General features: G+C 60.6%; 26 protein-coding genes. 6 read left to right on the forward strand and 20 right to left on the reverse strand.

The annotated features are described in order from the left end of the window. Positions 1 to 40: 40 nt before the first annotated feature. The 3 genes from ACIQTW_RS13170 to ACIQTW_RS13180 all read right to left on the reverse strand — a co-directional run bounded on the left by ACIQTW_RS13170 (position 41) and on the right by ACIQTW_RS13180 (position 2427). A complete protein-coding gene (locus ACIQTW_RS13170) occupies positions 41 to 559 on the reverse strand; it encodes a hypothetical protein (RefSeq protein WP_402937388.1) in 519 nt (172 codons plus the stop codon). Between the two features lie 25 nt (positions 560 to 584). Next, complete coding sequence (locus ACIQTW_RS13175) at positions 585 to 1640, reverse strand: NINE protein (RefSeq protein WP_402937390.1); 1056 nt, start codon at positions 1638 to 1640, stop codon at positions 585 to 587. Positions 1641 to 2091: 451 nt separating this feature from the next. Next, positions 2092 to 2427, reverse strand: coding sequence for a hypothetical protein (locus ACIQTW_RS13180; protein ID WP_402937391.1), 336 nt, complete (start codon positions 2425 to 2427; stop codon positions 2092 to 2094). 505 nt (positions 2428 to 2932) lie between these two features. On the opposite strand from ACIQTW_RS13180, the gene ACIQTW_RS13185 reads away from it, so the two are divergent. After that, complete coding sequence (locus ACIQTW_RS13185; protein ID WP_402937393.1) at positions 2933 to 3268, forward strand: helix-turn-helix domain-containing protein; 336 nt, start codon at positions 2933 to 2935, stop codon at positions 3266 to 3268. 180 nt (positions 3269 to 3448) lie between these two features. On the opposite strand, the gene ACIQTW_RS13190 is transcribed toward ACIQTW_RS13185, so the two are convergent. From ACIQTW_RS13190 to glnA, 5 genes are all read right to left on the reverse strand, one after another. Further along, positions 3449 to 3799 (reverse strand): hypothetical protein, encoded by a 351-nt coding sequence (locus tag ACIQTW_RS13190; protein WP_402937395.1) that lies wholly within the window; start codon positions 3797 to 3799, stop codon positions 3449 to 3451. Between the two features lie 347 nt (positions 3800 to 4146). Further along, positions 4147 to 4362 (reverse strand): AsnC family protein, encoded by a 216-nt coding sequence (locus ACIQTW_RS13195; protein ID WP_402937590.1) that lies wholly within the window; start codon positions 4360 to 4362, stop codon positions 4147 to 4149. Positions 4363 to 4401: 39 nt separating this feature from the next. Then, the gene (locus tag ACIQTW_RS13200; protein ID WP_402937397.1) at positions 4402 to 5010 is read right to left on the reverse strand and encodes a GNAT family N-acetyltransferase; all 609 of its coding nucleotides are present in this window, start codon (positions 5008 to 5010) and stop codon (positions 4402 to 4404) included. Between the two features lie 19 nt (positions 5011 to 5029). Next, a complete protein-coding gene (locus tag ACIQTW_RS13205; protein WP_402937399.1) occupies positions 5030 to 8041 on the reverse strand; it encodes a bifunctional [glutamine synthetase] adenylyltransferase/[glutamine synthetase]-adenylyl-L-tyrosine phosphorylase in 3012 nt (1003 codons plus the stop codon). Positions 8042 to 8050: 9 nt separating this feature from the next. Further along, positions 8051 to 9391 carry a type I glutamate--ammonia ligase gene (gene glnA, locus ACIQTW_RS13210; RefSeq protein WP_309074347.1) on the reverse strand — a complete coding sequence of 447 codons (1341 nt, stop codon included), beginning with the start codon at positions 9389 to 9391 and terminating at the stop codon, positions 8051 to 8053. A 190-nt stretch (positions 9392 to 9581) separates the two neighbouring features. On the opposite strand from glnA, the gene panB reads away from it, so the two are divergent. Beyond that, positions 9582 to 10487, forward strand: a complete 906-nt coding sequence (gene panB / locus ACIQTW_RS13215) for a 3-methyl-2-oxobutanoate hydroxymethyltransferase (protein ID WP_402937402.1) — start codon at positions 9582 to 9584, stop codon at positions 10485 to 10487. Between the two features lie 12 nt (positions 10488 to 10499). Here the strand turns inward: panB and ACIQTW_RS13220 are convergent, their stop codons facing one another. Further along, positions 10500 to 10664, reverse strand: coding sequence for an SPOR domain-containing protein (locus ACIQTW_RS13220; protein ID WP_017200863.1), 165 nt, complete (start codon positions 10662 to 10664; stop codon positions 10500 to 10502). Positions 10665 to 10772: 108 nt separating this feature from the next. Between ACIQTW_RS13220 and map the strand changes: the two genes are divergently transcribed. The 3 genes from map to ACIQTW_RS13235 all read left to right on the forward strand — a co-directional run bounded on the left by map (position 10773) and on the right by ACIQTW_RS13235 (position 13314). Continuing rightward, the gene (map, locus tag ACIQTW_RS13225) at positions 10773 to 11651 is read left to right on the forward strand and encodes a type I methionyl aminopeptidase (protein WP_402937404.1); all 879 of its coding nucleotides are present in this window, start codon (positions 10773 to 10775) and stop codon (positions 11649 to 11651) included. Positions 11652 to 11723: 72 nt separating this feature from the next. Next, a complete protein-coding gene (ppgK, locus tag ACIQTW_RS13230) occupies positions 11724 to 12527 on the forward strand; it encodes a polyphosphate--glucose phosphotransferase (RefSeq protein ID WP_402937593.1) in 804 nt (267 codons plus the stop codon). Positions 12528 to 12534: 7 nt separating this feature from the next. After that, a complete protein-coding gene (locus tag ACIQTW_RS13235) occupies positions 12535 to 13314 on the forward strand; it encodes an SDR family oxidoreductase (RefSeq protein ID WP_402937406.1) in 780 nt (259 codons plus the stop codon). Positions 13315 to 13374: 60 nt separating this feature from the next. Here the strand turns inward: ACIQTW_RS13235 and nrdR are convergent, their stop codons facing one another. The 3 genes from nrdR to ACIQTW_RS13250 form a co-directional block, all read right to left on the reverse strand. Continuing rightward, complete coding sequence (gene nrdR / locus ACIQTW_RS13240) at positions 13375 to 13875, reverse strand: transcriptional regulator NrdR (protein ID WP_402937408.1); 501 nt, start codon at positions 13873 to 13875, stop codon at positions 13375 to 13377. Positions 13876 to 14049: 174 nt separating this feature from the next. Then, positions 14050 to 15414, reverse strand: a complete 1365-nt coding sequence (gene hisD / locus ACIQTW_RS13245; RefSeq protein ID WP_402937409.1) for a histidinol dehydrogenase — start codon at positions 15412 to 15414, stop codon at positions 14050 to 14052. 4 nt (positions 15415 to 15418) lie between these two features. Next, on the reverse strand, positions 15419 to 15952 hold the full coding sequence (locus ACIQTW_RS13250; RefSeq protein ID WP_402937411.1) for a hypothetical protein: 534 nt from the start codon (positions 15950 to 15952) through the stop codon (positions 15419 to 15421). Between the two features lie 113 nt (positions 15953 to 16065). On the opposite strand from ACIQTW_RS13250, the gene ACIQTW_RS13255 reads away from it, so the two are divergent. After that, on the forward strand, positions 16066 to 16566 hold the full coding sequence (locus ACIQTW_RS13255; RefSeq protein ID WP_402937413.1) for a flavin reductase family protein: 501 nt from the start codon (positions 16066 to 16068) through the stop codon (positions 16564 to 16566). Between the two features lie 19 nt (positions 16567 to 16585). Here the strand turns inward: ACIQTW_RS13255 and dnaE are convergent, their stop codons facing one another. The 8 genes from dnaE to ACIQTW_RS13295 all read right to left on the reverse strand — a co-directional run bounded on the left by dnaE (position 16586) and on the right by ACIQTW_RS13295 (position 25217). Next, on the reverse strand, positions 16586 to 20143 hold the full coding sequence (gene dnaE / locus ACIQTW_RS13260; protein WP_026005822.1) for a DNA polymerase III subunit alpha: 3558 nt from the start codon (positions 20141 to 20143) through the stop codon (positions 16586 to 16588). 55 nt (positions 20144 to 20198) lie between these two features. Then, positions 20199 to 21125: an RluA family pseudouridine synthase gene (locus ACIQTW_RS13265; protein WP_402937415.1), complete on the reverse strand. Its 927-nt coding sequence runs from the start codon at positions 21123 to 21125 to the stop codon at positions 20199 to 20201. Next, positions 21118 to 21726, reverse strand: a complete 609-nt coding sequence (gene lspA, locus ACIQTW_RS13270; protein ID WP_402937417.1) for a signal peptidase II — start codon at positions 21724 to 21726, stop codon at positions 21118 to 21120. Before lspA ends, ACIQTW_RS13265 begins: the two co-directional genes overlap by 8 nt. Positions 21727 to 21841: 115 nt before the next feature. Beyond that, positions 21842 to 22540, reverse strand: a complete 699-nt coding sequence (locus ACIQTW_RS13275; protein ID WP_017200851.1) for a DivIVA domain-containing protein — start codon at positions 22538 to 22540, stop codon at positions 21842 to 21844. A 156-nt stretch (positions 22541 to 22696) separates the two neighbouring features. Then, complete coding sequence (locus ACIQTW_RS13280; protein WP_017200850.1) at positions 22697 to 22984, reverse strand: YggT family protein; 288 nt, start codon at positions 22982 to 22984, stop codon at positions 22697 to 22699. A 106-nt stretch (positions 22985 to 23090) separates the two neighbouring features. Next, on the reverse strand, positions 23091 to 23627 hold the full coding sequence (locus tag ACIQTW_RS13285) for a cell division protein SepF (protein WP_011774422.1): 537 nt from the start codon (positions 23625 to 23627) through the stop codon (positions 23091 to 23093). Between the two features lie 86 nt (positions 23628 to 23713). Then, the gene (locus ACIQTW_RS13290) at positions 23714 to 24472 is read right to left on the reverse strand and encodes a YggS family pyridoxal phosphate-dependent enzyme (protein WP_402937419.1); all 759 of its coding nucleotides are present in this window, start codon (positions 24470 to 24472) and stop codon (positions 23714 to 23716) included. After that, a complete protein-coding gene (locus tag ACIQTW_RS13295; RefSeq protein WP_402937421.1) occupies positions 24465 to 25217 on the reverse strand; it encodes a polyphenol oxidase family protein in 753 nt (250 codons plus the stop codon). The genes ACIQTW_RS13290 and ACIQTW_RS13295 overlap by 8 nt, the downstream gene beginning before the upstream one ends. Positions 25218 to 25238: the final 21 nt, after the last annotated feature.

Consider the following 25238-nt stretch of genomic DNA (forward strand, 5'->3'; position numbering starts at 1 on the left):
TTCTTCGGCGACAGGGCACTACAACTGAAACGCCAGCGGACTAGCGGGTATAAGGCTTCCAAGCGTCCAAGATGGGGATCAACGGACGAATTTCCCCATTCGCACGCGTGATCGCCGCATCACATACCTCGCTTTCCTTAACCTCGCAAACCGTCGGAGCAGGGTTCTTGGCCAAAACATCCAGAGCCTTTACCGTGCGTTCAACAAGCGTTGCCACTTCATCCGGCGGATCGGGCAGTAACCGCAACTCAGTTACGGCTTGCCTAGCCGTCAGTGTCACGGTCATCACGGTGTAGGCGCAGGAAGTCCGCTTTATGTCATCGATTGTCGACTTGCCGATTGACGCCAAGGCGCAGTCAACAATGTCTTCTTCGTAGTCCCGCCAACCTTGTTCCCGTTCGGTAATGACGCTGGCGAACTGAGCAGTGGTTGCAGTGGCAGTAGGCGTTGGCGTCGGGGTGGGAGACGGACTCGATTCAGCAGTCGTATTCGCCGACCCGCATGCTGCGAGCGACGTCACAAGCAGCCCAGCCCCCATTGTGGCCAGAACGTGTTTCATTATCATTGGCTCCTTTGATGAGGGGCTAACCGGGGGTGATCGTCCAGTCGCCCTTCGCGGTCACCTGAACAAAGCCGGGGCCAGTTAATTTCACTGTGCCGCTGTATGAGCCGATTTCGTTAACCGCCAGTTCTCCGTAGTTGCCGCCAAAACCCTGAACAACGAAGTTTCCCTCACCTTGGTACACGATGGCTGCTTTCGTGGACTTTTCCGACAGACGTATGACTTGGTCGCCTTGTCCACTCACGGGACCTTTCGACGCCGGAATCGTTGATACATCTTCAATCGTCAAGGTCCATGCGCCGTTGGCGTTGATCTCAAATTCCGACGTGACCGATGTCGAAGTCGTATCCACGACGTGCTTGCCGGAGTAGGCGCCGATGGTGTTTACAAGCAGGCTGTCCCGCCCGTTGGTCTTGAGGACCGTGTTTCCGCCGCATGCTTCACAGGTGAACGTGACGATGGCAGGCTCACCAGCGAGGTCCGCGGTCTTGATGTCATCGCCGACACCGGTAAACGTTTGGGTCGCTACCTTCGGTGCTGCGGGTGCTGGTGGTTCGGTGGGTTTAGCCGCAGCCGGCGTTGACGGTGCAGCAGAAGGCGCAGAGGGGGCCGGCTCAACAGAGGCAGCGCTCGTGGCAATTGGCGCTGGTGGAAGCGCCACGGGAGTTGTTGCAGCGCGGGTCGCATTCAAGGCGAAGCTGCCCAATATGAATACGCCTGTCACGATCAAGGCCACGACCTTATGCCTGTCGTAACCCTCCAAGGGGCGGCGGTATCTGTCCGTCTGCTTGTTGGCAAGAACGAGGATTAGATCCACGAGCGCCCAAACGCCGAGGCCGCCGAAGGTCAAAAGTTTGGCAATACCGGTTCCGACCTTGCCAAGGTAGAAACGGTCAATACCGAGAACTCCCACCAGAAGCGCCAGAATCCATGTCACCAGGAAGGACTTCTGCGGGGCTTGTGTCGGCTGGAACGGCTGTGGGTAGGGTTGACCGGCGTAGGGCTGCTGGTACGGCTGCCCCGGCTGGTATCCCTGCGGTGCTGGCGGTGGAGTGTACTGGGGCTGTTCGTTGCTCATTGTAGATCCTTTCAGCGACCCAAATTGGGCGCGCAAAAGTTAGGCGGGCGGGTCTGATGCGAGTGAATTGCCCTAAGTTCGGGCCGAGAGAAAATAAAAAATAGCGGCTACCTTAGCCGACTTTTACCCCCAGATGATTGCCCCCATTACCGGGCTGCTGCACCGGTTACGGGGATACTACATCCTCAGAAAAAATTGGCAAGAACCATGCCGGATTATTTCTCGGCTACACCTCTTGGGTGACCTTGCCATAACAATTTGGGCGCTTTCGCTGCTCTCTACTTACGCCATCGGACGATGTCCGCCCCTGCGCGTACTGTCTGCGTCATGGCGAAGTTTGACCGTGATGGTTTCCACAAGATGATGGCCGAGCTGAACGCTACGGGCCGTTCCGGCGTGGTTGTGCGCAGCCCGTATAAGACATGGAGCCAGACCCGGAGTTCTTGACCGCTCAGGCAGACATGTCCGCAAAGAACTCGGGAATCAGCGCGGACAGTGCGGCTACGCCTGCCGGTGTCAGATCCTCCTCCGCATTCGGGATGTTCAATTCGGCCCCATCCACGAAGTTCAGGGCTACATCATGATGAGTGGCTATGCAGCCTGGGTAGCGTTCTTGCCCGGGAACGACTCGGACCGTGACTTGAGAGATATTCTTGCGTGCTCTAACGGTTGTCAGTTCCCGCTCAGCGGAAGCTGAACCTTTCCGTAGATAGCCCCAAGTGAGGATGATGAGGCGATCTGTCACCACAATGACGTCATAGACGTTGGGCAACTCGGGGAAGATCAAATTGCCGGAATCGTCAAATTATCGCTGCCCATGATCAACATTGCGGACCAGCAGGCCGCTAGCCAACGCCGGCACTTCATCGCCAATAATGGCAGTTAGCTCGTCCAATACAGGATCTAATTGCGGCCTTAAACCTAGTGAGTCCATGCCCTCGGCCCACGAGAGGCTATGAGCTTTGAGCTGGTCATTGAGTTGAGCAGTGCGCGCCGAAGTTTCCATCGCACCACGCTATCCGTGGATTGGCGCCGGCGGACAGCTCGTCACGCTAACTAGGGCTGCACATTTTTGCAGACTGACTTGCGCTAGTGTGCATTTCTGTTAATCTAATTGCAGATCAACTTGGTGGTTGGTGAAGCTTTTATAGGGTCCGTAGCTGTGGTGGCTGCGGACCCTTTCTGCTGCTTATTCAAGTATGTTGGGGCATGCTCAGGTATATATGTCCCTGAATTCGGGGCATCTTACGCCACAGGTTGCTGCCGTAACACCGCGTGTCTACCCTCTGCGGATGACGATAGAAGACAAACAACCAGGTGAGTTATACACCCTGGAGGAAATCGGGGAACTATTAAAGCTGTCGCGGTCGACCATCTACCGCAGACGCAAACAGGACCATTGGCCGCACCTTCAAATCGGGTCAGAATTCCGTTTCACCGCCGAAGACCTCGAAGCCATTCAGCGCCTGTACCGAAAGCAGGAGCCATCCCCCACCCCACCACCCAAACGCCCATTGGTAGGAACGAAGCGGAGCAAAGCCCTCGCACGGTCACGCAACAGCCGGGAAGGGGCCGAGAGAGGAGCAGCTCAGTCCGCAGAAAGTCCGCAAGAGGTCCGCAAAGCCTAATATTCACTCATCTCGCACCAGCCTAAAATCCCCGGATTCTAGGGGAGATCAACGCGCCTCGTACTTCACCAATACCCAATGGCGAGTTCGAGCTCTACTACGGCGTCTAATACCGACACATAAAAACGGGCCAGCCCCAGTCTCCAAAGACTGAGGCTGGCCCCTTTTGTTTGGTGCGAACTACTCGGATTTGCCCTGGTCACGGTCCCTGAGGTTTTTGGTGACCTCATCGAGTTTGTCCTTAAAGAACGTGGCTGCCTCCGAAAGACCCTTTTCCGCGCTGCCCAACGGGTCCAGCTGAAGGTACACGTTCTTGTCGATGGGCAGGTCGTATTCGTCCTTCAGATGAGTACCACCGGCAACTCCGTCGAGGGACAGGTAGACAAGCGCCTCGGTCCTTGCGATGCCCGCAATTGTGCCGAATACGACAGTGAAATCATTGGGCTGAAAGCTCACAGAATGCCCCACGTGACGCCGGTCCAGTTCGCCGGCAGGAATCGCCTTCTCAGTCGAACTTCCGCTGTATTCCATGTACTTCCCCTATGCCTTGAGAACAGTGACACAAGAAGTCTATAAGGATACTTAGCTACGGGTCATCCCGGCACTTCATGAATCGCAGGCAATGCCTGCGATTCATCCACCGCTCCGGAAGTCAATGCTTGGTCGTGGGCGTTTGCCCCGGCCTCTCCGGCGCTGCGCAGTCGGCGCAGAACACACGATCGGTTTCTTCCCCGCAGCACTGGCAGCGGTGGAGCAGGGCCGCTGATTCAATCATATACGTTGTCATACCCGATATATTGCAGGCTGATGCTACCCCGGAGCACGAGTAGTGTGTACTCGTTTTTTGGCTGACCAAGCGCAGCGACTACTTGGTTTCGCTACTGCTTCCCGTATTTTTTGTGCACTGCCTGTTTGCTCACGCCCAGGCAAAGGGCAATGGCTTCCCATGACAAGCCTGACTGCCGGGCGGCCCGCACCAGCGAGGCCTCCGTTCGGCCTACTTCCTTCTGCAGCTCCGCGACAGCGTAAAGCGCCTCCGACGGCCCCATGCCGTCCATCGATCCCACAAGTGTTTTCATCCGATCCACCTCCATGGCGTCAACCATAGTTGACGCCATGGAGAACTGTCAACCTTAATTGACGTCAGGATCCTGCTGGATGCTGATGACGCGGTCAGCCGGGAAAGCCTTGTACATGGTCCTCTGAGGACCCGCGTTCCCGCCTAGATAGCGCCCCGAGTCCACGAATCCTGCTTTCGAGTAGGCGGCGATCCCTGCCGGATTACGTTCGTTGACAGAAAGCACGACGCCGGCCTGCCCGCCACCCAGCCTGGCAGTCAGTTTGCGCGCTTCCTCCACAGCCGCCCGTGCAGCCAAGGTACCGAGGCCGCGCCCTTGGCTTCCTGAGTCAATGAGGAATCCCCTCAACAACCATACTGAATCGTCATCAGGCCAGCCCGCGAGCTTGGCAGCGCCGGACTGCAGAGTAAAGACACCAACAGCAGCTCCTCCTGACTCGATAACGTACGGGAGGCGCGATTCCTCTTCCAAGGAGATCAGCATCATGCGTAAGGGATCACCAACGAATTCCCGCTGCCTGGCTTCAACGGTCAACTCCGCTACTGCGCCAAGCTGAATGGCGCGGGCATCGTCGTCGAGCACTTTGAGGGGGATGAGCCAGATATCACCCTGCTCATGACGATCCTCGTCGATCAACAATTCTTCTGACTCATCTTCAAGCATCCGCGGAACTTCCCACACCTCAGTTGCCGTAGAACACTTTCTCAAAAACGCTCCTGGCACGACGACTAAGCCGCAAATAGTCCTCTTCGAAGTGCCCTGCGTTTCCGGGCTCATATCCACACCAGCGTGCCACAGCCTCAAGGTCTTTCCTCGATGATGGAAGGAGATCCGAGGCACGTCCCGTGACAATGACGTTTGCGGAGCGGATGCGGCTGGCGAGTCGCCACGCCTCCCCCAGCAGGGCAGCGTCGTCTTCGGCAATGAAATGCAACTTCTCCGCAGCGGCTAAGGCGTCCAGAGTTGACGTTGTCCGCAGCTCGGGATGCTCTCCGGCGTGCTGGAGTTGTATTAGCTGAACCAACCATTCAACATCGCTCAAGCCGCCCCGGCCAAGCTTGACGTGCCGGGCAGGGTCGGCACCACGAGGCAGGCGCTCCGATTCCACGCGGGCCTTGACCCGGCGGATCTCCCGAACATCCTGCTCCGCAAGTTGCTCCGGGTACCGGATGGGGTCAATGAGACGTACAAAGTCGGCAGCAAGCTCGTCCGAGCCGGCCATCGGACGGGCTCGAAGAAGCGCCTGCGCCTCCCATATCAGCGACCACCGCCGGTAGTACTCCGCATAAGACTCCAGCGACCGCACCATGGCACCATTCTTGCCCTCCGGCCGGAGGTCCGCGTCCACCATGAGCACTCGTTCGGCCATGATCGCCGGCTTCAGAGGCTGGGTGAGGAAGCTGGAAACCTTGGCAACTATCGCCGTCGCCTGCTCTTGGGCCTCAGCATCGGTGAAACCGGGACGGGCACGGTGAACGTAGATGACGTCCGCGTCCGAGCCGTAGCCGATCTCGCGGCCGCCCTGCCGTCCCATCGCCACCACCAGGACATCGGTTTTCAACGGACCCGCCGCTGCAACCACGGACTCCGCTACGTGCAGCGCCCCGAGAACCGCTGCCCGGTCCGTCTCGGCCAGAGCCAGTCCGACGGCATCCTGGTCCAGCAATCCAGCGCTGTCCGCGATCGCGGTGCGGAGAATCTCACGACGCCGAATCAGCCGGATCAGCCTCATGGCACTTTCGGGATCCGCGTGGCGGGAAAGCTTGGACCGGATTTCCTGCCACTGGGCTTCGAATGGAACCGGCGCCAGGTCCTTGTCGCTGCCCAACCAGGCCACGGACTCCGGGGACACTTCCAATAAGTCCGAGATCAGCCGGGAATTAGCCAACACCTGGCAGAGGCGCTCCGCTGCCGCTTGGGAGTCCCGGAGCAGCCCCAAATACCAGTGGGTAGTTCCGAGGGCTTCGCTGACCCTGCGGAAGGCCAAAAGTCCGGCGTCGGGATCCACGCCCTCGGCGAGCCATCCCAAGAGGATCGGCAGGAGCTGCCTCTGCAGCGCGGCTCGCCGGCTGACACCCGCGGTGAGTGCTTCGATATGCCGCATGGCGCCTTGAGGATCCAGATAACCAAGTGCGGCGAGGCGACCCTGCGCGGCCTCCGGGCTGAGCTTGGCGTCTTCGCTGCTCAACTTCGCTGCGGTATTGAGCAGCGGCCGGTAGAAGATCCGCTCGTGGAGCTCACGGACGGATTTCTTGGTCTTTTGCCAGGTGGCCATCAGTTGGTCAGGGTGTGGCCGCTCCAGTGCGAACGGACCGAGGACGGCCTTGGCGAGGAAGCGCTGGGCGTCCTCAGTCACCGGCATGAGGTGGGTTCGGCGCAACTGGAAAAGCTGAATTCTGTGTTCCAACAGGCGCAGGTAGCGGTAGGCGTTGTCGAAGCCCGCTGCATCTGTTCGCCCGATGTAACCGCCGGCTGACAATGCTGCAATGGCAGAAGTGGTGTCCCGGCACCTGAGTGACTCGTCAGACTTTCCGTGCACCAATTGCAGCAACTGGACCGTGAATTCAACGTCCCGGAGCCCGCCGCGCCCTAGCTTAATTTGGCGCTGTTCCTCGGCGGCCGGGATGTAGTCGGTCACCCTGCGGCGCATGGCCTGGACCGACTCCACAAAACCCTCACGTCCCGCAGATGCCCAGACAAGTGGTTCCACAGCCTTCTCGTAGCGTTGGCCCAGCTCCCGGTCGCCGGCAATGGTCCTTGCCTTCAGCAGTGCCTGGAATTCCCAGCTTTCGGCCCAACGGGCGTAGTAGCTCAAATGTGAGGGAAGGGTACGAACCAGGGGGCCGGATTTACCCTCGGGTCGGAGGTTGGCATCAACCTCCCACAACCCGGGTTCGGGCGCGGAGGAGGAGATCGCCCTGGAAATGCCGGAGGCGAGGGCAGTACCGATGGTGGAGGCGCGGGCGTCGTCCAACTCCCCTGCTTCGATGACATAAATGACATCGACGTCGGAAATGTAGTTCAGCTCCCGGGCGCCACATTTACCCATGCCAATGACGGCAAGCCCAACATCGGCGATCTCCGCGGCGTCGAACTGGGCTGCCGCTTCCGCCCGGGAGACCGCCAGGGCGGCCTCAATGGCAGCACCGGCGAGGTCGGCCAACTCGGCACCGACTGCAGGCATGAAGTCTGTTGGTGATGCCGCGCAAATGTCCTTGATGGCGAGCTCAGTCAAACCTCGGCGGTAGGCGCTCCTCAAGGCCGCGTAGGCCGGTAGGCCGGTGATTCCGGCCACCGGGCGCTGAGCGCCCGGTTCGGCTTTCACAGAGCGAAGCAGCAATGCCCGCAGCTCTTCATTGGAAGCTTGGAGCGGCTCCGGACTGACCCGGACATTGAAGACATCCAGATGTTCCGGCCGCCGCATGAGGAACTCCCCCAAAGCCTCCGAGGCACCCAGGAGCCGGTACATGGGCTCACTGGTGTCCGGGTCAGCTGCGGCAAGCTTCTTCAGCTCCGGGTTTTTTTCAACAAGCCGGACCAATGACTGGAGAGCCGTGTCCGGGCTCGCGGACAGGGACAGCCCGGCGAACAGGGCATCCTCGTCGATCCCGTCAAGTTCCGGAGCCGCAAGGAACCGTTCGCCCTTCTCGAGGTCACTGAATCCGGCTGAGATGAGCCGACGCGCAAGGCTCATTGGCCCGGCCTAGAGAATGCCGAGGTTGCGCTGCAACTCATACGGGGTGACCTGGAGGCGGTAGTCCTGCCACTCTGCACGCTTGTTGCGCAGGAAGTGCTCGAACACCTGCTCCCCCAGGATCTGGGCAACCAGCTCGGATTCCTCCATGGCGCGGATGGCATCGTGGAGGCTTGCAGGCAACGGCGCATGTCCCATGGCCCTGCGCTCCGCGGTGGTCAACGACCAGACGTCGTCTTCAGCGGCAGCGGGAAGTTCGTAGCCTTCCTCGATGCCCTTCAGGCCGGCACCGAGCAGAACGGCGTAGGCCAGGTAGGGGTTGGTTGCGCTGTCGATGCCGCGGTACTCGATGCGAGCCGACTGGCCTTTGCCGGGCTTGTACAGCGGGACACGCACCAATGCGGAGCGGTTGTTGTGGCCCCAACTCAAGTAGCTCGGGGCCTCGCCGCCGCCCCAGAGACGCTTGTAGGAGTTAACAAACTGGTTGGTGACGGCCGTGAACTCAGGAGCGTGCTTGAGGATTCCGGCAATGAACTGCCGCGCCGTCTTGGACAGCTGGAACTCGGCCCCGGCTTCGAAGAACGCGTTGGTATCACCTTCGAAGAGCGAGAAGTGGGTATGCATGCCTGAACCGGGGTGGTCCGTGAAGGGTTTGGGCATGAACGTGGCGTACGTGCCCTGTTGGAGGGCGACTTCCTTGATGACTGTGCGGAAGGTCATGATGTTATCCGCGGTCTGAAGGGCATCCGCATAACGGAGGTCAATCTCGTTTTGGCCCGGACCGCCCTCGTGATGGCTGAACTCCACCGAGATGCCCACGGATTCGAGCATGGTCACGGCGGTGCGGCGGAAGTCCTGGGCTACGCCGCCCGGTACATGGTCAAAGTAGCCGCCTTCGTCCACAGGAACCGGAGCGCCGTCGGGGCCCAGGTCCTTGGACTTCAATAGGTAGAACTCGATCTCGGGGTGGGTGTAGCAGGTGAAGCCCATGTCAGCGGCCTTCGCAAGGGTCCTCTTGAGGACGTTGCGGGGGTCCGCGGCCGACGGTTCACCATCCGGGGTGAGGACGTCACAGAACATGCGCGACGTCTGCTCCGTCTCTCCCCGCCACGGGAGGATCTGGAAGGTGGAAGGGTCCGGCTGCGCGAGCATGTCCGACTCGAAAACACGGGCAAGGCCCTCGATGGCTGAACCATCAAAACCAAGGCCCTCTTCAAAAGCGCCCTCAACTTCGGCAGGCGCCAGCGCTACCGATTTCAGGGAACCCACGACGTCGGTGAACCACAAGCGTACGAAGCGCACGTCACGCTCTTCGATCGTCCGCAAAACGAACTCTTGCTGGCGGTCCATAGGGCCTCATTTCCGATTCAGTGTCCATGCCGCTGGTTCCAATGGATAGAAGCCACGGCAGCTCAGCCTTCACTCTACTAAGAGTTCCGTACTAATGCCGCAGCAGTAGCTGCGCGTAACACAGCGTTTACATAAGGTGACGCCGAGCACACTGGTGGCAGCCACCGCCGGCACCGCTTAGGCTCTATCCATGGCCCCGAGCAACCTCCCTGAGTCCACCACGCCCGCCGAAGTTCCCGCTCCTTACGGCAACGGCCCCACAGCCGCGGCCCAAGCGCAACCGGCGGCAGGCAGGAAGCCCATCAGCCGGGTCCGGATACACCACCTGCAGCAGGCCAAGGACAACGGCGAACATTTCGCGATGCTGACGGCATATGAGCAGTACAGCGCCGAGATTTTTGACCAGGCGGGAATCGAAGTCCTCCTGGTGGGAGACTCCGCTTCCAACAACGTGTTCGGCAACGAGACGAGCCTCCCTGTCACCGTGGATGAGCTCCTTCCCCTGACGCGGGCAGTCAGCAGGGCAGCCAAGCGGGCGCTGATCGTAGCGGACCTGCCTTTCGGGAGCTATGAAGTTTCTCCCGGCCAGGCAGTGGCCACAGGCGTCCGATTCCTCAAGGAGGGGCTGGCGCACGCCGTGAAGATCGAAGGGTCCGCATATTACGCGGACACCGTCAAGGCCATGGTCCAGGCAGGCATCCCCGTCATGGCCCACATCGGATTTACCCCGCAAAGCGAACATTCCCTCGGCGGATACCGCGTTCAAGGCCGCGGCGACGACGCTCAGAGACTCGTGGATGACGCCGTAGCCCTGCAGGATGCCGGCGCCTTCAGTGTCCTCATGGAAATGGTGCCTGCAGAGACCGCGGCCGTCGTCGACGCCGCATTGCGGGTCCCGACCGTCGGTATCGGCGCTGGCAAAAGCACCACGGGGCAGGTCCTCGTGTGGCAGGACATGGCAGGGTTACGTGGCGGCAAGATGGCCAAGTTCGTCAAGCAATACGCAGATCTTCGAACCACTCTGAGTGATGCCGCCGCCGCTTTCGGGGAGGATGTCCGGTCCGGTCAGTTCCCCGGACCGGAGCACTCCTTCTAAGCAGCGTCCTGGCTAGTCGTCGTCCTGGGCATCCCAGGCGTCATTGCGTGCTTTGACCTTTTCCAAGGCGTGCTCGGCTTCTTCCCTGGTTTTATAGGGGCCAATGAGCTGGGTCCAATCGGACAAGGCGTCCTCTTCGATCTCGTGCGTCTTGACGTTGTACCAGTACTCCGTCACGTCTCCTCCTCAGTCTTCGGGCCCTTCGACGCGTAACGTTGGCGGGGTCACAGGAACCCGGCCACACTTTGTTACTTACGTCTCTTGTGTGCCTTATATGATCAATCTATGCCTTCTCTTGCTTCGACTGCACCCATTGGCGCCCTCACCCCGGGAACCATCAGCCCTGAACGACCCGTCCCGGCATCGATATCCAGGCCGGAGTATGTCGGCAAGAAGGCACCCGCCAAGTTCACGGGCTCCGAGGTGAAGTCGGCGGAAACCATCGAGAAGATCCGGATTGCCGGAAAGATCGCTGCGCAAGCGATCGTCGAGGTCGGCAAACATATCCAGCCGGGCGTCACCACGGACCATCTGGACAAGGTGGGGCACGAGTTCCTCCTGGACCACAGCGCGTACCCGTCCACCCTCGGCTACCGGGGCTTTCCCAAGTCCCTGTGTTCCTCCCTCAACGAGGTTATTTGCCACGGAATCCCGGACTCGACCGTGGTGCAGGATGGCGACATCCTGAACATTGACATCACTGCCTTCATCAACGGCGTGCATGGGGATACCAACTACACTTTCCTGGTTGGCGACGTGGACGAAGAATCCCGTCTGCTGGTTGAGCGTACGCAGGAGTCGCTCAACCGGGCCATCAAGGCCGTGGCCCCTGGCCGCGAAATCAACGTAATCGGCCGTGCCATCCAGTCCTACGCAAAACGCTTCGGCTATGGCGTAGTCCGGGATTTTACCGGCCACGGCGTTGGCGAGGCCTTTCACACCGGCCTCATCATTCCGCATTACGACGCAGCCCCGGCGTACAACACCGTGATCGAGGCAGGCATGGTCTTCACCATCGAACCCATGCTGACCCTCGGCACCATCGAATGGGAAATGTGGGCCGACGACTGGACGGTTGTCACCAAGGACCACAAACGCACGGCCCAATTCGAACACACCCTGCTGGTCACCGAGACCGGCGCGGAAATCCTGACCCTTCCCTGAGCTCTTCGGAAGGTCCACGCAGCCCGGGCGGCTGCGCCATGCCCATCCCCTCCTGCCATGATCGGAAATGCATTGTCCAAGAAGGATGAGAAGACCCACAAGAACGCCCCGTTGATCGGTATCGACATCGGTGGTACCGGCATCAAGGGCGGCATCGTCGACCTGAAGAAGGGCAAGCTGATTGGCGACCGCTTCCGCGTTCCCACTCCGCAGCCCGCCACGCCCGAGGCTGTAGCTGAGGTTGTCGCCCAAATCGTTGAGGAACTCTGCAGCCGCGCCGACGCGCCGGCGGCGGACTCCCCCGTGGGTGTTACATTCCCCGGCATCATTCAGCACGGCGTGGTCAACTCGGCGGCCAACGTGGACAAGACCTGGCTGGGCACCAACATCGACGCCACCTTCACCAAACGCCTCGGCCGTCCCGTAGAGGTCATTAACGATGCCGACGCGGCCGGCCTCGCCGAAGCCCGTTACGGCGCAGGCGAAGGGGTGGACGGCACCGTCCTGGTGATCACCCTGGGTACCGGCATAGGATCGGCGTTCATCTTCAATGGACAGCTGGTCCCTAATGCCGAGCTCGGTCATCTTGAGGTGGACGGACACGACGCCGAGACCAAGGCCTCCGCGGTGGCACGCGAACGCGACGGCCTGAGCTGGGATGAGTACGGGGTCCTGCTCAACCGCTACCTCCAGCACGTGGAGTTCCTGTTCTCCCCCGAATTGTTCATTGTGGGTGGCGGTATTTCCAAGCGCTCCGACGAGTACTTCCCGCACCTTGAACTGCGGACCAAAATCGTCACGGCAAAGTTGAAGAACGACGCCGGCATCGTGGGCGCGGCACTCGAGGTTGCCTTGCACCACAAACTCGCGAAGTAGCCGCGGCATGACAGAGGCAAAAGCGGCCGACGAGCTCGGTGAACGCGGAGTCGCGATCGTCACCGGCGCCAGTCGAGGGATCGGAGCCGCCGTGGCACTTGCCTCGGCGGCTGCCGGGTATCACGTAATGGTCAATTACTCCGGGGACGCTGGAGGGGCACGGGAGGTTGTCAACGACATCCTGGCCCAAGGCGGCAAGGCACGTGCCGTTCAGGCCGATGTCAGCCAACCCGCCGACGTCGCACGCCTGTTCGACGAGGCCGCTGCTTGGGGTCCTCTGACCGCCGTCATCAACAATGCTGCGATCACTGGGAACCTGATCGGTGCCCTCGTGGAAGTACCAGCGGAAACTGTCCAACGGGTTGTTGATGTCAACGTGTCCGGAATGATCTTCATGTGCCAGGAAGCAGTCCGAAGACTTTCGACTGACAACGACGGCAGCGGCGGCTCTATCGTTAACATCTCCTCCACTGCCACCAAGGCGGGCTCTCCCGGAACCTGGGTCCACTACGCGGCCACCAAGGGGGCGGTGGATGTGTTGACTGTGGGCCTTGCCGCAGAAGTCGCCAAACAGGGCATCCGGGTCAACGCCGTAGCCCCGGGTAGCACCAATACCGGCCTCCACGCAGCAGCTGGAATGCCGGACCGCGTGGAGAGGCTGAATCCGACCATTCCCATGGGCCGCGGCGCAGAGCCGGAGGAGGTGGCTGCGGCGGTGATGTGGCTGATGTCGGACGAGGCCGGTTACATTACCGGAGCCGTGCTCCCTGTGTCCGGGGGGCGCTGATCCCGGTCAGGATTGATACCGGTGGCGGCCGCGGCTTCCCCTCCGCGGCCGCCACCGAAGCTACAGTTGGCTCTTTTCCGAACCCTTGACTTCCTTGGCCCCTGCTTTGGCCGCTTCTGCCTCATGGCGTAGCAGCGAGATGGCTGACTCGAAGTCCTCCAAGGACTCAAACGCCTGGTACACGCTGGCGAAACGAAGGTATGCCACTTCATCAAGCTTCCGGAGCGGGCCCAGAATGGCGAGGCCCACCTCATGCGCATCGATCTCCGCTGCGCCCGAGGAACGGATATTCTCCTCGACTTCCTGGGCGAGCATTGCAAGATCGTCCTCAGTGACCGGACGTCCCTGGCATGCCTTGCGGACTCCACTGATGACCTTGATCCGGCTGAATGGTTCGCCGACGCCGGACCTCTTAATTACGGACAAGCTGGTGGTTTCCACCGTGGTGAAGCGACGTCCGCATTCCGGGCACTGGCGGCGGCGTCGGATGGAGGAGCCGTCGTCGGCCATTCGGCTGTCGACGACGCGGGAGTCGGGATTCCGGCAGAACGGACAATACACGCTGGGCCTCCCCTGACAGCTCCGGCACGGAGTTCGTAATCGGCAGGACGCCGGATACGCAAAGGTGCCGGAAGATTCACTTCCGGCACCAGTTTACGTTCCGCCACACCGTAATGACAAGCGTGTAATTACTACATGTAGTGGTGGGCACCCTTATATGTAGTGGTTAATGCCTTATGCAAAGCGAATTCGGACAGCGTCTCCGTGACCCGGAAGGTCCTCTGCACCCGCCAGGCTCACGATGTGTCCGCTGACTTGCTCCAAGGCAGAGCGGTCATAGTTGATGACTTGAACCGCGCGGAGGAACGTGGTGACGTTGAGACCGGACGAAAAAGCGGCCGTCCCACTGGTGGGCAGCACGTGATTGGAACCAGCGCAGTAGTCCCCCAGGCTTACCGGGCTGAAGTCGCCCACGAAGATCGCGCCCGCGTTACGAATCCGCGAGGCCACCGTGGCAGCGTTCGCCGTCATGATTTCCAGGTGTTCAGCGGCGTAGGCGTTGCAGACGGCGATTCCCTGCTCAAGATCATCTACCAGCACCACACCGGACTGTGGTCCGGACAGCGCCTCAAGGACGCGGGCACTGTGCTTTGTGGCGGCGGCCTGCTGAGCGAGTTCAAGCACGACGGCGTCAGCCAGCTCCGCTGAGTCCGTCACCAGGACGGAAGCTGCTTTGGGATCGTGCTCCGCTTGGCTTATGAGGTCGGCGGCTACCAGCGGGGCCTGTGCAGTGGAGTCGGCAAGGATGGCGATCTCCGTGGTTCCGGCCTCGGAATCGATGCCCACCACACCCTTGACGAGGCGTTTGGCTGTAGCCACAAAAATATTGCCCGGGCCCGTGACCACGTCAACAGGCTCGATGGGCAGCTCATCTCCGGTTCCCGGAATGCCATAGGCAAACGAAACAATCGCCTGAGCACCGCCGATGGCGTACACCTCGTCAATGCCCAGGAGTTTAGCCGCCGCCAGGATGGTGGGGTGCGGGAGGCCGCCAAAGTCTTTCTGAGGCGGGGAGGCCAGTGCGATGGACTCGACGCCCGCGGCAACCGCGGGGACCACGTTCATGATGACAGATGACGCCAAGGGGGCGAGTCCACCGGGAACGTAAAGCCCAACGCGCCCCACTGGAATCCAGTTTTGGCTGACAACTGCGCCGTCGCCAAGTTGCACCTCAACGTTGGTGGGGCGCTGCTGATCAGCAAACTGCCGGGCCCGGTTGATGGACTCCTCCAAGGCTGCACGGACCTTAGGGTCCAGTTCGGTCAACGCCTGGGTGAGCGCCTCAGCCGGGACCCTGGGGTGGGACTGCTCCACGCCGTCGAACTTCCTGGCCAGTTCGCCCAAGGCGGCAAAGCCACGGCTACGGACATCGGAAATGATGTTCAGGACCTTCTGTTCGGCGTCCGCCATCGTCTGATGCTGCGCCCTTGGCACAGCTGCGCGCAGCTCCGCCAAGGAAAGGTGGCGGCCCCGGAAATCGATGCTCCGGAAGTTGAGGGCGTCAGTGGAGAGGGCGGAGGTATCCGAGGAAGTGGTCACTCCGCTATTTTACGGGCTTCTTGGACAGAACCCCGAACAGCGCCAGGACGAAAGTGATAAACGCGATGGCAGCGGGCCACAGGACCAGCACCGCGTAGGAGCGCAACGTGAAGCCAAACCCAGGGCCAAGGGCCGGGTCCGGGGCAGGCCCAAGCAACTGGGCGGCAAGCAGCCCCACCAACCATGCGAAGACCGCACCCAAAGCACCCCCGAGTAGAGCAAAGGCAAAGCGTCGCGCGGCACCATCGCCGTTCAGCTTTCCGTCCAGCATGACGCCGGTGAGGCACCCTGCCAACAGCATCAGGGCCGCGAGGACCAAGTCCCGGGGCAGCCAGGAATCAGGATTCGCCGCATTCGCCAAGTCAGGATTGCCCGAGACCAGGTTCAGGCCCCCCGGAGCCAGGAGCCACCAGATAAGTCCGGCAACCACACCCGAAGCCGCCGGAAGGACCAGCCAAAGGACGTCCTTGGATCGCCGCGGTTTGGAGGCAGGCAACTGTTCTGCGACGGCGGGAACGTGCACGGTGGAATCGGTCATGCAACTCACATTAACAAAGGTTCACGCCGACCCGACAAAAATGTGGGGCTCGCAGTCCGGGAGGAATACTCTGAAGGAGAGATCCAAAGCCCCGATTCAGGAGAAAAACCGACGTGCCCAGCGAACCATTCGGCTTCGAGCAGACATTCAGGGAGATGTTCCGTCGGCACGCCGCTGGAGTCGCCATCATCACTGCGAACCTCAACGGAAGCCCCTTCGGCTTCACCGCCACATCTGTGGCCTCGCTTTCTGCAGAGCCGCCCCGCTTCACGTTCAACATGGCCAGGAGCTCCAGTTCCTGGCCCGCTGTGGCTAATGCGGAGTACATCGGAGTCCATATGCTGGGGCTGGAAAACCAAGCCCTCGCCAATCGCTTCGCGCGGACACGCGATCGATTCGAAGGCGACCATTGGGAGCCGGGGCCCCACGACGTGCCCATTCTCAAGGATGTGAGCGGCTGGCTCGTGGGTAGGATCCAGATGCGCTTGTCATTCGAGAACAACGCTGTGGTGGTGGTGGAGGTCATAGATGGCCAAGTGGGCGAGGACGGCACTCCCCTGCTGTACCACAGCGGCGGATACAGCAAGCCCGCGCCGCTCGACTACGAAATCTGATCGAGCTGCCGCGAGCATGCTAATTATCCAGGCAGGCAGGACCCAACAGGACTTTCAAGTCACCAAAAAGCGATGGACTGGGGTTGACCCGCATATGAACGGGCAGGCCCATGACCTCCACCTTCGTGTCGCCCATCAGCTTGAGCCGGACTTCCGAATTTCCACGGTGGGTGCGCAGCACATCACGCAGGTCAGTCACTACTGCCTCGGTGGCCTTGAACGTAGGAATGGTGATCACCACGGGACCGTTCACGCTTTCACTGAGGTCCGGGACGGAGAGCTCCATGCAGTTCAAAGTGACCGCCCCGTCGTCGCGGCGCTGCAGGCGACCCTTGACCACCACAATCAAGTCCTCAGCCAGGACCGAGGCGATGGGCCCGTACACCTGGCCGAAGAACATGACCTCCATGGAAGCGCCCAGGTCTTCGATTTCTGCCCGGGCATAGGCGTTTCCGCTGGCTTTCGCGATCCTGCGGCTCAGTGAGGTGATCATGCCCGCAATGGTGACTATTGCGCCGTCGTGCGGTCCATCCTCGGCGATGATCGACGTAATGGACTGTTCCGCGTGTTGGCTGAGGACGCCTTCCAACCCCTGCAAGGGATGGTCTGAAACGTAAAGGCCCAACATGTCCCGTTCGAAGGACAGTTTGTCCTTCTTCTCCCACTCAGGCAGGTCCGGAATTTCGGTGGTCAGCGACGCTTCAGGCTCCTGGTCTTCAAAGCCCGCGAAAAGATCGAACTGACCTATGGCCTCGTTGCGCTTGAGCGTGATAACGGAGTCGATGGCTTCTTCATGGATCATCGCCAAAGCACGCCGATGGTGGCCTAGTGAGTCGAACGCTCCGGCCTTGATCAACGATTCGATGGTGCGCTTGTTACAAACCACGGCCGGAACCTTCAAGAGGAAGTCCTTGAACGAGGTGTATTTTCCCTCGGAAGTGCGGGCGGCCACCATGGCATCCACCACGTTGACGCCGACATTGCGGATGGCGCCCATGCCGAAGCGGATATCGGTTCCCACAGGGGTGAAGTTCAGCGAGGATTCGTTGACGTCCGGCGGGAGGACCGTGATGCCCATTCGACGGCACTCGTTGAGGTAGATGGCGGACTTGTCCTTGTCATCGCCCACGGACGTCAGCAGGGCGGCCATGTACTCCGGCGCGTAGTGCGCCTTCAAGTACGCCGTCCAATAGGAGATAACGCCGTAGGCTGCCGAGTGGGCCTTGTTGAAGGCGTAGTCGGAGAACGGGAGCAGAATGTCCCAGAGCGTCTTCACGGCGGCCATGGAGTAGCCGTTGTCCTGCATGCCTTGCGAGAAGCCGGCGAACTGCTTGTCCAGCTCGGACTTCTTCTTTTTACCCATGGCGCGGCGGAGGATATCGGCTTGGCCGAGCGAGTAGCCGGCCAGCTTCTGCGCCACGGCCATAACCTGCTCCTGATACACGATCAGGCCAAAGGTGCCGCCCAGGATTTCCTTGAGCGGTTCTTCCAGCTCGGGGTGGATGGGAATTACTTCCTGGATCCCGTTTTTGCGAAGGGCGTAGTCGGTGTGGGCGTTGGCGCCCATGGGTCCCGGCCGGTACAGCGCAAGAACAGCGGAGATGTCTTCGAAGTTGTCAGGCTTCATGAGCTTGAGCAGGGACCGCATGGGCCCGCCGTCCAGCTGGAACACGCCCAAGGTATCACCGCGCGCCAGGAGCTCATAGGACGCAGCGTCATCGAGTTCCAGGTTTTCCAGATCCAGGTCAACGCCGCGGTTCATCTTGATGTTTTCCAGGGCATCCGAAATGATCGTCAGGTTTCGGAGGCCCAGGAAGTCCATCTTGATCAGGCCCAGGCCTTCGGACGTCGGATAGTCGAACTGGGTGATGACCTGGCCGTCCTGGAAACGGCGCATGATGGGAATGACATCGATGATGGGGTCCGAGGACATGATCACACCAGCCGCGTGAACACCCCATTGACGCTTCAGTCCCTCGATGCCCAGCGCCGTCTCGAAGACCTTGGCGGCCTCCGGATCTGTGGCGATCAGCTGGCGGAAATCTCCTGCTTCGCTGTAACGCTTGGATTCCGGGTTCTGGATGTCCGCCAAGGGAATGTCCTTGGCCATGACGGCAGGAGGAAGTGCCTTGGTCAGCGTCTCGCCCATGCTGAACGGGTAACCAAGCACGCGCGAGGAGTCCTTGAGCGCTTGCTTGGTCTTGATGGTGCCGTACGTGACGATCATGGCCACACGCTCGTCGCCGTACTTCTTGGTGACGTAGTCAATCACCTCGGAGCGGCGGCGATCATCGAAGTCGACGTCGAAGTCGGGCATGGAAACGCGATCCGGGTTGAGGAAGCGTTCAAAGATCAGGCCGTGCTGCAGGGGGTCGAGGTCCGTGATGCGCATGGCGTAGGCCACCATGGAGCCTGCACCGGATCCACGGCCGGGACCCACTCGGATCCCGTTGTTCTTGGCCCAGTTGATGAAGTCGGCAACCACCAGGAAGTACCCGGGGAATCCCATGGACGTAATGACGCCAAGCTCGTAGTCCGCCTGTTTGCGGACCTTATCGGGAATGCCTTGGGGATAGCGGTACTTCAGGCCTGCATCCACTTCCTTGACGAGCCAGGAGGTCTCGTCCTCCCCCGGAGGACAAGGGAAGCGCGGCATGTAGTTGGCACCGGTGTTGAAGGAAACTTCGCAGCGCTCGGCTATGAGCAGCGTGTTGTCGCAGGCCTCAGGATGGTCGCGGAAAAGTTCCCGCATCTCCTGCGGAGATTTCAGGTAGTAGCCGCTGCCCGAAAAAGCGAAGCGTGAGCCGCCATTGTCGTACGTCGGCTCAAGGAGCGTGGACCCGGACTGGATCGCCAACAAGGCCTCGTGGGCCTTGGCGTCATGTTCATGCGTGTAGTGGAGGTCGTTGGTGGCTACCAGCGGGAGGTTGAGCTCCTTGGCAAGGCGAAGGAGGTCGCCCGTGACGCGCCGTTCAATGTCCAGCCCGTGATCCATCAGTTCACAGAAGTAGTTCTCCGCACCAAAAATATCGCGGAACTCCGCTGCGGCTTCCACAGCCTCCCGGTATAGGCCGAGCCGCAACTTGGTCTGGACTTCCCCGGAAGGGCAACCCGTGGTGGCGATCAAGCCTTCGGAGTAGGTGTTGAGTAGTTCGCGGTCCAGCCGAGGCCACTTGCCAAAGACAGAATCCAGCGACGCGATGGATGAAGCCCTGAACAGGTTCCTCATGCCCACGTTGTTGTAACTCAACAGCGTCATGTGGGTATACGAGCCACCACCTGAGACGTCGTCCTTGCGCTGGCTTTCATCGCCCCAGCGCACGCGCTCCTTGTCCCCTCGGGCGGTTCCAGGGGTTACATACGCTTCGACGCCGATGATCGGCTTGATGCCCTTGTCTGTGGCCTTGCGCCAGAAGTCGAAAGCACCGAACAGATATCCGTGGTCCGTAGTGGCCAGAGCGGGCATACCCAGACGTTCGGTTTCATCGAACAACTCACCGAGCCGTGCAGCTCCATCCAGCATGGAGTATTCGGTGTGGGTGTGCAGATGGACGAACGAATCATTGCTGGAAGTCACCACGACAGTCTACCGTCCCGGGTCAGACAGAAGTTGGACCCGCGGTAAATTCCGTCTATGCGGAGCCGGTGGCGAGCAAGTCCAAAGCGTACTGGAGATCCGCCGGGTAGTCGCTGCTGACTTCAACCCAATCGCCCGTGCGGGGGTGGGTGAAGCCCAGCTGGCGGGCGTGCAACCATTGACGCGTGAGGCCGAGATTCGCAGCGAGGCGAGGGTCTGCCCCATAGGTGAGATCTCCGGCACACGGATGCCGAAGTGCCGAGAAGTGGACGCGGATCTGATGCGTCCGGCCGGTCTCCAAGTGGACTTCCACCAGGGTCGCCTTGCCGAAAGCTTCCAGGACCTCGTAATGGGTTACTGACGGGCGGCCGTCCTCAATGACGGCGAATCGCCAGTCATGGCCGGGGTGACGCCCGATCGGCGCGTCAATAGTGCCCTCCAGTGGATCAGGCAGTCCCTGAACGACGGCGTGATAAACCTTCTCCACGGTACGTTCCTTGAACGCCCGCTTCAGGACGGTGTAGGCGTGCTCGGTCTTCGCCACGACCATCACGCCGGAAGTACCGACGTCGAGCCTGTGGACGATTCCCGCCCGCTCAGGCGCCCCCGAGGTTGAAATACGGTATCCGGCGCCGGCGAGACCACCCACAACAGTGGGGCCCACCCAGCCGGGCGAGGGATGGGCAGCGACCCCCACAGGCTTGTCGATGACGACGAATTCTTCATCGTCCAGCAGGATCTTCAGGCCTTCCACAACTTCCTCCACGACTTCCAAGGGATCCGGACGCTCGGGAACCGTGACATCAATCAACGCGCCGGCAACGAGCTTTGCCGATTTACCAAGTGCCACTCCGCCGCTTGTGACGTTTCCCTCGGAAATCAGCAGCGCCGCCGCGGATCGCGAAATGTCCAGAAGCTGCGCCAGGCCTGCGTCAACGCGAACGCCGGCCAGCTCTTCGGGGACCACTACGGATTCACTCACCAGCAGGCTCCCCCGTGGTGCCGCCCGTAGGCTTCGCATCTTTGGCGGGCTTGGGCGCTGCCACCTGCCGCGTTCCGTCCATACCGACGCCTCGCAGCGTCAGGAGGCAAATAATAACGACGCCGGACACCACCGCCGAGTCGGCGATGTTGAAGATGGCGAAGTTTGGCAATTGGATGAAGTCCACCACGTGCCCCATGGCGAAGGATGGCTCACGGAACAAACGGTCGGTCAAATTGCCAAGAGCCCCTCCCAGCAACAGCCCCAGGGAAAGCGCCCACCAAGCAGAACCCAACTTTCGCACTTGGAAGAGGATCGCCACGGAAACAGCTGCCATGACGATTGTGAAGATCCATGTCACGTTCTCGCCGATGGAAAACGCTGCCCCGGAATTACGGATGTAGTACCAGTGCAACAGCGGAGGCAGCACAGGAATGCGCTCACCCTCCGTCATGGTGCTGGTCACCCATAGCTTGGTGAGCTGATCGAATACGTAGGCGAACACGGCGAAGCCGGCAAAGAGCCAAAGCGTGGCAGGACGCCACTTACGGCGCCCGGCAGGCGCCGATTGTGCGGCATCAGCGGTGAAGTCGTCGGTCATAGTGCTTTCATTCGGGAAGCGTGGCGGGCTGCTGTCAGCTTTTGGCAGCTATCAATCATTAACAGCGAAAGCCGGCGGCCGAGGAGTCCTCAGCCACCGGCTTTCAGAATACTTGCTAAACGTCAGCGGTTGCTTCGCCAACCTCAGGGGCAGCGACAGAACCACGGGCGTCGAGGTCGCGGAGCTGACCCTCGATGTAAGCCTTCAGGCGTGAACGGTAGTCGCGCTCGAAGCCGCGGAGCTGCTCAACCTTGCGCTCAAGAACGGAGCGCTGCTGCTCAAGGGCACCAAGGATCTTGCGGGACTTCTCCTGGGCGTCGTTGACGAGGCTGGACGCCTCGATCTGAGCCTCGGCAATGATCTTTTCCTTCTGCTGCGCACCGTCTGAAACGTGCTTGTCGTGCATCTGCTGTGCCATGGCAAGCAGGCCTGCAGCAGACTCAGCTGAAGAGGTGACGCCGTTGCTGGCAGCGGGTGCCTTCGGAGCTGCGGCAGCGGCTGCAGCCTGCTCGGCTTCCTTCTTCTTGGCAGCTTCGGCAGCCTTGGCTTCGGCTTCCGCCTTAGCCTCGGCTTCCTTGTCAACCTTGACCGGGGCCGGAACCTTCTCCACGACCGGGGCTGCAGCAGTTGCAGCGGGAACAGCCGATCCAGCCTCGCCGAGCTTCTTGCGAAGTTCGTCGTTCTCCTGGTTCAAGCGGCGAAGTTCCACCACGATCTCGTCGAGGAAGTCATCGACCTCATCCTGGTCGTAGCCTTCGCGGAACTTGGTCGGCTGAAAGCGCTTGTTGACAACGTCTTCTGGCGTCAAAGCCATCTGGTCACCTCGTTGGTCTAGTTAGTCAGTAGGCCTTCCGGCCGTTCAAAACTACGGTACCTAAATATCATCTTGTTCCTCCAATTCAACACCATCGTGTTGATTTGGAGAATTTGCGGCCTATGGACCATCGGTGGCCCGGGTTCCGCGGAGCAGCTACGCCAGGCTGCTGGTCACTGCCATGGCAATGCTGACGGCAATAATCAGGATAAGGAAGCCCAAATCCAGCGAAATTCCGCCCAGTTGAAGGGGTGGTATCAGCCGCCGGAGCCTGCCAAGCGGAGGATCCGTCACGGAATACACCACATGGGCTGTTACCAACGCCACACCCCTTGGCCGCCACTGGCGGGCGAACATCTGGACCCATTCGAAGATGAGTCGGATGATCAGGGCAATGAAGAACAGCAACAACACAATATAGATAAGGCCGAAAACAATGCCCACGAGTTAGCTCAGATCTCCCACTTGTTCCGGAATGCGGATCGGTCCCTACTATTGCAACACAGATGCCAGGCAGGTTGACCCGCCTGGCATCCGCAAAAGACTGTTGTCAGCTCTGGTTGAAGAAACTGGCCTGCGTTTCGCTGGCCTTCTTGTCATCTCCGATGACCTCAACGTACGACGGCGATAACAGGAAGACTTTGTTGGTCACCCTCTCGATGCTGCCGTGCAGGCCAAAAACAAGGCCGGCTGAGAAGTCCACGAGTCGCTTGGCGTCGGCTTCACCCATGTCAGTGACATTCATGATCACAGGGATGCCATCCCTGAAACTCTCACCGATGACCTTGGCATCGTTGTATGAACGCGGGTGAACTGTGGTGATCTGCCTCAGGCCCGAGGCATCTTCGCGGCTGGACGCCGCACGCTTGATGGGTGTCACGGGTGCGCGGTATTCCTCTTCGGCATCAACAGTGGGCATTTCACGGACAACTTCCCGGACGGGAGCAGGCGCACGGCGCTCTTCCCGTTCCTGTGCCTGGGGGCGTTCTTCATCGTGGTGCGTGGCGACGGACTGCTCAGATTCGTAGTGTTCATCGCCGTCGGCGAGCCCAAGATAGATCATTGTCTTGCGCAGAGCGCCAGCCATGGTGCACTCCTATCATTTCTGCAGTAGGCGGGCCGCCATGACTTGACATTATTGGAACCCCGGCCCGTCATTCCAATACTTTGACGCTACCCCACGGCCGGACGGGAACCGAGAATATCGGAGCCAATTCTCAGGTGTGTCGCCCCGAACTTCACCGCTGCTTCCAGGTCCTGGCTCATCCCCGCCGAAATACCTGTTGCGTCGGGATGAATGGCGCAGAGTGCTTGGGAAATCCCGGCGAGCTTCTCAAACGCAGCGTTCGGATCGACCCCCAGCGGCGCCACGGCCATCAGCCCGGCCAATCGCAGCCCTTCCGCTGATTGTATTTTTCCTGCGAGGACCTCAATGTCGGAAGGGTTGGCACCGCCACGGTGCGCCCCGGCGTCGTCATCCAAGCTGACCTGGATGAAGCAGTCAAGGTCGCTTCGTCCCGTGGCGTCCTTTTCACGGGCGATGGCCTTGGCCAAAGCGTCAACGACCGCCGGGCGATCTATGGACTGGACCGACGAGGCATACTTGGCCACGGACTTCGCCTTATTGCTCTGAAGCTGTCCGATGAAATGCCACTTGACGTCAACGTTTGCGAGCTCAGCACTCTTGGCGGCGGCTTCCTGGTCGCGGTTTTCGCCGACGTCCGTTACGCCGAGGGCCACCAAGCGACGGACGTCGGCCGCGGGATGGAATTTGGTGACCACAATCAGCCTCGGTAAATCGGTTCGCCCAGCAGCGTGGACGGCCGACACTATCCGCTGCCGGACCAGGCCGAGCCGATCAGCAAGCTCAGTGGTGCGGGCGTCACCACCTGAATCCTGGCGCTGTTCATTGTCATACCCAAGGCTAGTCATGCGTCCACACCAAACCTGCGAATCGACCGGTTCGGGAATCCCGCCGGTAGGAGAATAGGGAGTCGTTTTCGAGGGTGCACTCTCCGGAGTACTCCACGGTGACGTGGAGTGCAGCCAATTGGGCCCGGACACCGGCCGGCAGGTCCAGCGCCGGCGTTCCCCACGATGTGGAGGACCATGTTTCGGGAACTTTTGCTGCGACGTCGGCCCGCAGCTGCTCCGGGACCTCATAACAGGATCCGCAGATGGACGGACCGAGCCATGCGCTGATGTTGACAGCTCCCCGGCGTCGCATTTCCTCGACGGTGGCAGGCACAACGGCCGAAGCCACACCGGGACGCCCGGCGTGGGCAGCTGCTATGACAGGGTTGTCGCCGGCGTCACTCCCAACGAGCACAACGGGGACGCAGTCAGCAACCATGACAGCCAGAGGCTGTGGTGGACGCGGGATTGTTGTGGGCGTCTGCGAGCCGGACGATCCACCGACGGAGACCATCGCATCAGCAGTTGGTCCCGGACCGTGAGTTGCAACGAACTCAACGTGATTGCCGTGGACTTGATCCATATATTGGAACTGCCCTGCACCCGGACCACCGGCGCTCAGTCCAGTAGCCTGCGCCAACCGGGCGCGACGGGCCATCACGTCCGGGGGGTGATCCCCCACATGGAGAGCCAGGTTCCCGGCGCCTGCATCCGTGAAGGCTACAGAAACGCCGGGCCGTACTTCATTTCGCCACCAAAACACCTGGTACTGACTCTCCGAACG

The organism is Paenarthrobacter sp. NPDC090517 (assembly GCF_044769165.1).
In the GTDB taxonomy this organism is placed as follows: Bacteria; Actinomycetota; Actinomycetes; order Actinomycetales; family Micrococcaceae; genus Arthrobacter.

What these genes read in the sequence shown, in the direction of transcription:
- ACIQTW_RS13170 (WP_402937388.1), bottom strand. Translation starts at nt 559, where the DNA reads ATGAAACACGTTCTGGCCACAATGGGGGCTGGGCTGCTTGTGACGTCG.
- ACIQTW_RS13175 (WP_402937390.1), bottom strand. Translation starts at nt 1,640, where the DNA reads ATGAGCAACGAACAGCCCCAGTACACTCCACCGCCAGCACCGCAGGGA.
- ACIQTW_RS13185 (WP_402937393.1), top strand. Translation starts at nt 2,933, where the DNA reads ATGACGATAGAAGACAAACAACCAGGTGAGTTATACACCCTGGAGGAA.
- ACIQTW_RS13190 (WP_402937395.1), bottom strand. Translation starts at nt 3,799, where the DNA reads ATGGAATACAGCGGAAGTTCGACTGAGAAGGCGATTCCTGCCGGCGAA.
- ACIQTW_RS13195 (WP_402937590.1), bottom strand. Translation starts at nt 4,362, where the DNA reads ATGGAGGTGGATCGGATGAAAACACTTGTGGGATCGATGGACGGCATG.
- ACIQTW_RS13200 (WP_402937397.1), bottom strand. Translation starts at nt 5,010, where the DNA reads ATGCTTGAAGATGAGTCAGAAGAATTGTTGATCGACGAGGATCGTCAT.
- ACIQTW_RS13205 (WP_402937399.1), bottom strand. Translation starts at nt 8,041, where the DNA reads ATGAGCCTTGCGCGTCGGCTCATCTCAGCCGGATTCAGTGACCTCGAG.
- glnA (WP_309074347.1), bottom strand. Translation starts at nt 9,391, where the DNA reads ATGGACCGCCAGCAAGAGTTCGTTTTGCGGACGATCGAAGAGCGTGAC.
- panB (WP_402937402.1), top strand. Translation starts at nt 9,582, where the DNA reads ATGGCCCCGAGCAACCTCCCTGAGTCCACCACGCCCGCCGAAGTTCCC.
- map (WP_402937404.1), top strand. Translation starts at nt 10,773, where the DNA reads ATGCCTTCTCTTGCTTCGACTGCACCCATTGGCGCCCTCACCCCGGGA.
- ACIQTW_RS13235 (WP_402937406.1), top strand. Translation starts at nt 12,535, where the DNA reads ATGACAGAGGCAAAAGCGGCCGACGAGCTCGGTGAACGCGGAGTCGCG.
- ACIQTW_RS13250 (WP_402937411.1), bottom strand. Translation starts at nt 15,952, where the DNA reads ATGACCGATTCCACCGTGCACGTTCCCGCCGTCGCAGAACAGTTGCCT.
- lspA (WP_402937417.1), bottom strand. Translation starts at nt 21,726, where the DNA reads ATGACCGACGACTTCACCGCTGATGCCGCACAATCGGCGCCTGCCGGG.
- ACIQTW_RS13275 (WP_017200851.1), bottom strand. Translation starts at nt 22,540, where the DNA reads ATGGCTTTGACGCCAGAAGACGTTGTCAACAAGCGCTTTCAGCCGACC.
- ACIQTW_RS13285 (WP_011774422.1), bottom strand. Translation starts at nt 23,627, where the DNA reads ATGGCTGGCGCTCTGCGCAAGACAATGATCTATCTTGGGCTCGCCGAC.
- ACIQTW_RS13290 (WP_402937419.1), bottom strand. Translation starts at nt 24,472, where the DNA reads ATGACTAGCCTTGGGTATGACAATGAACAGCGCCAGGATTCAGGTGGT.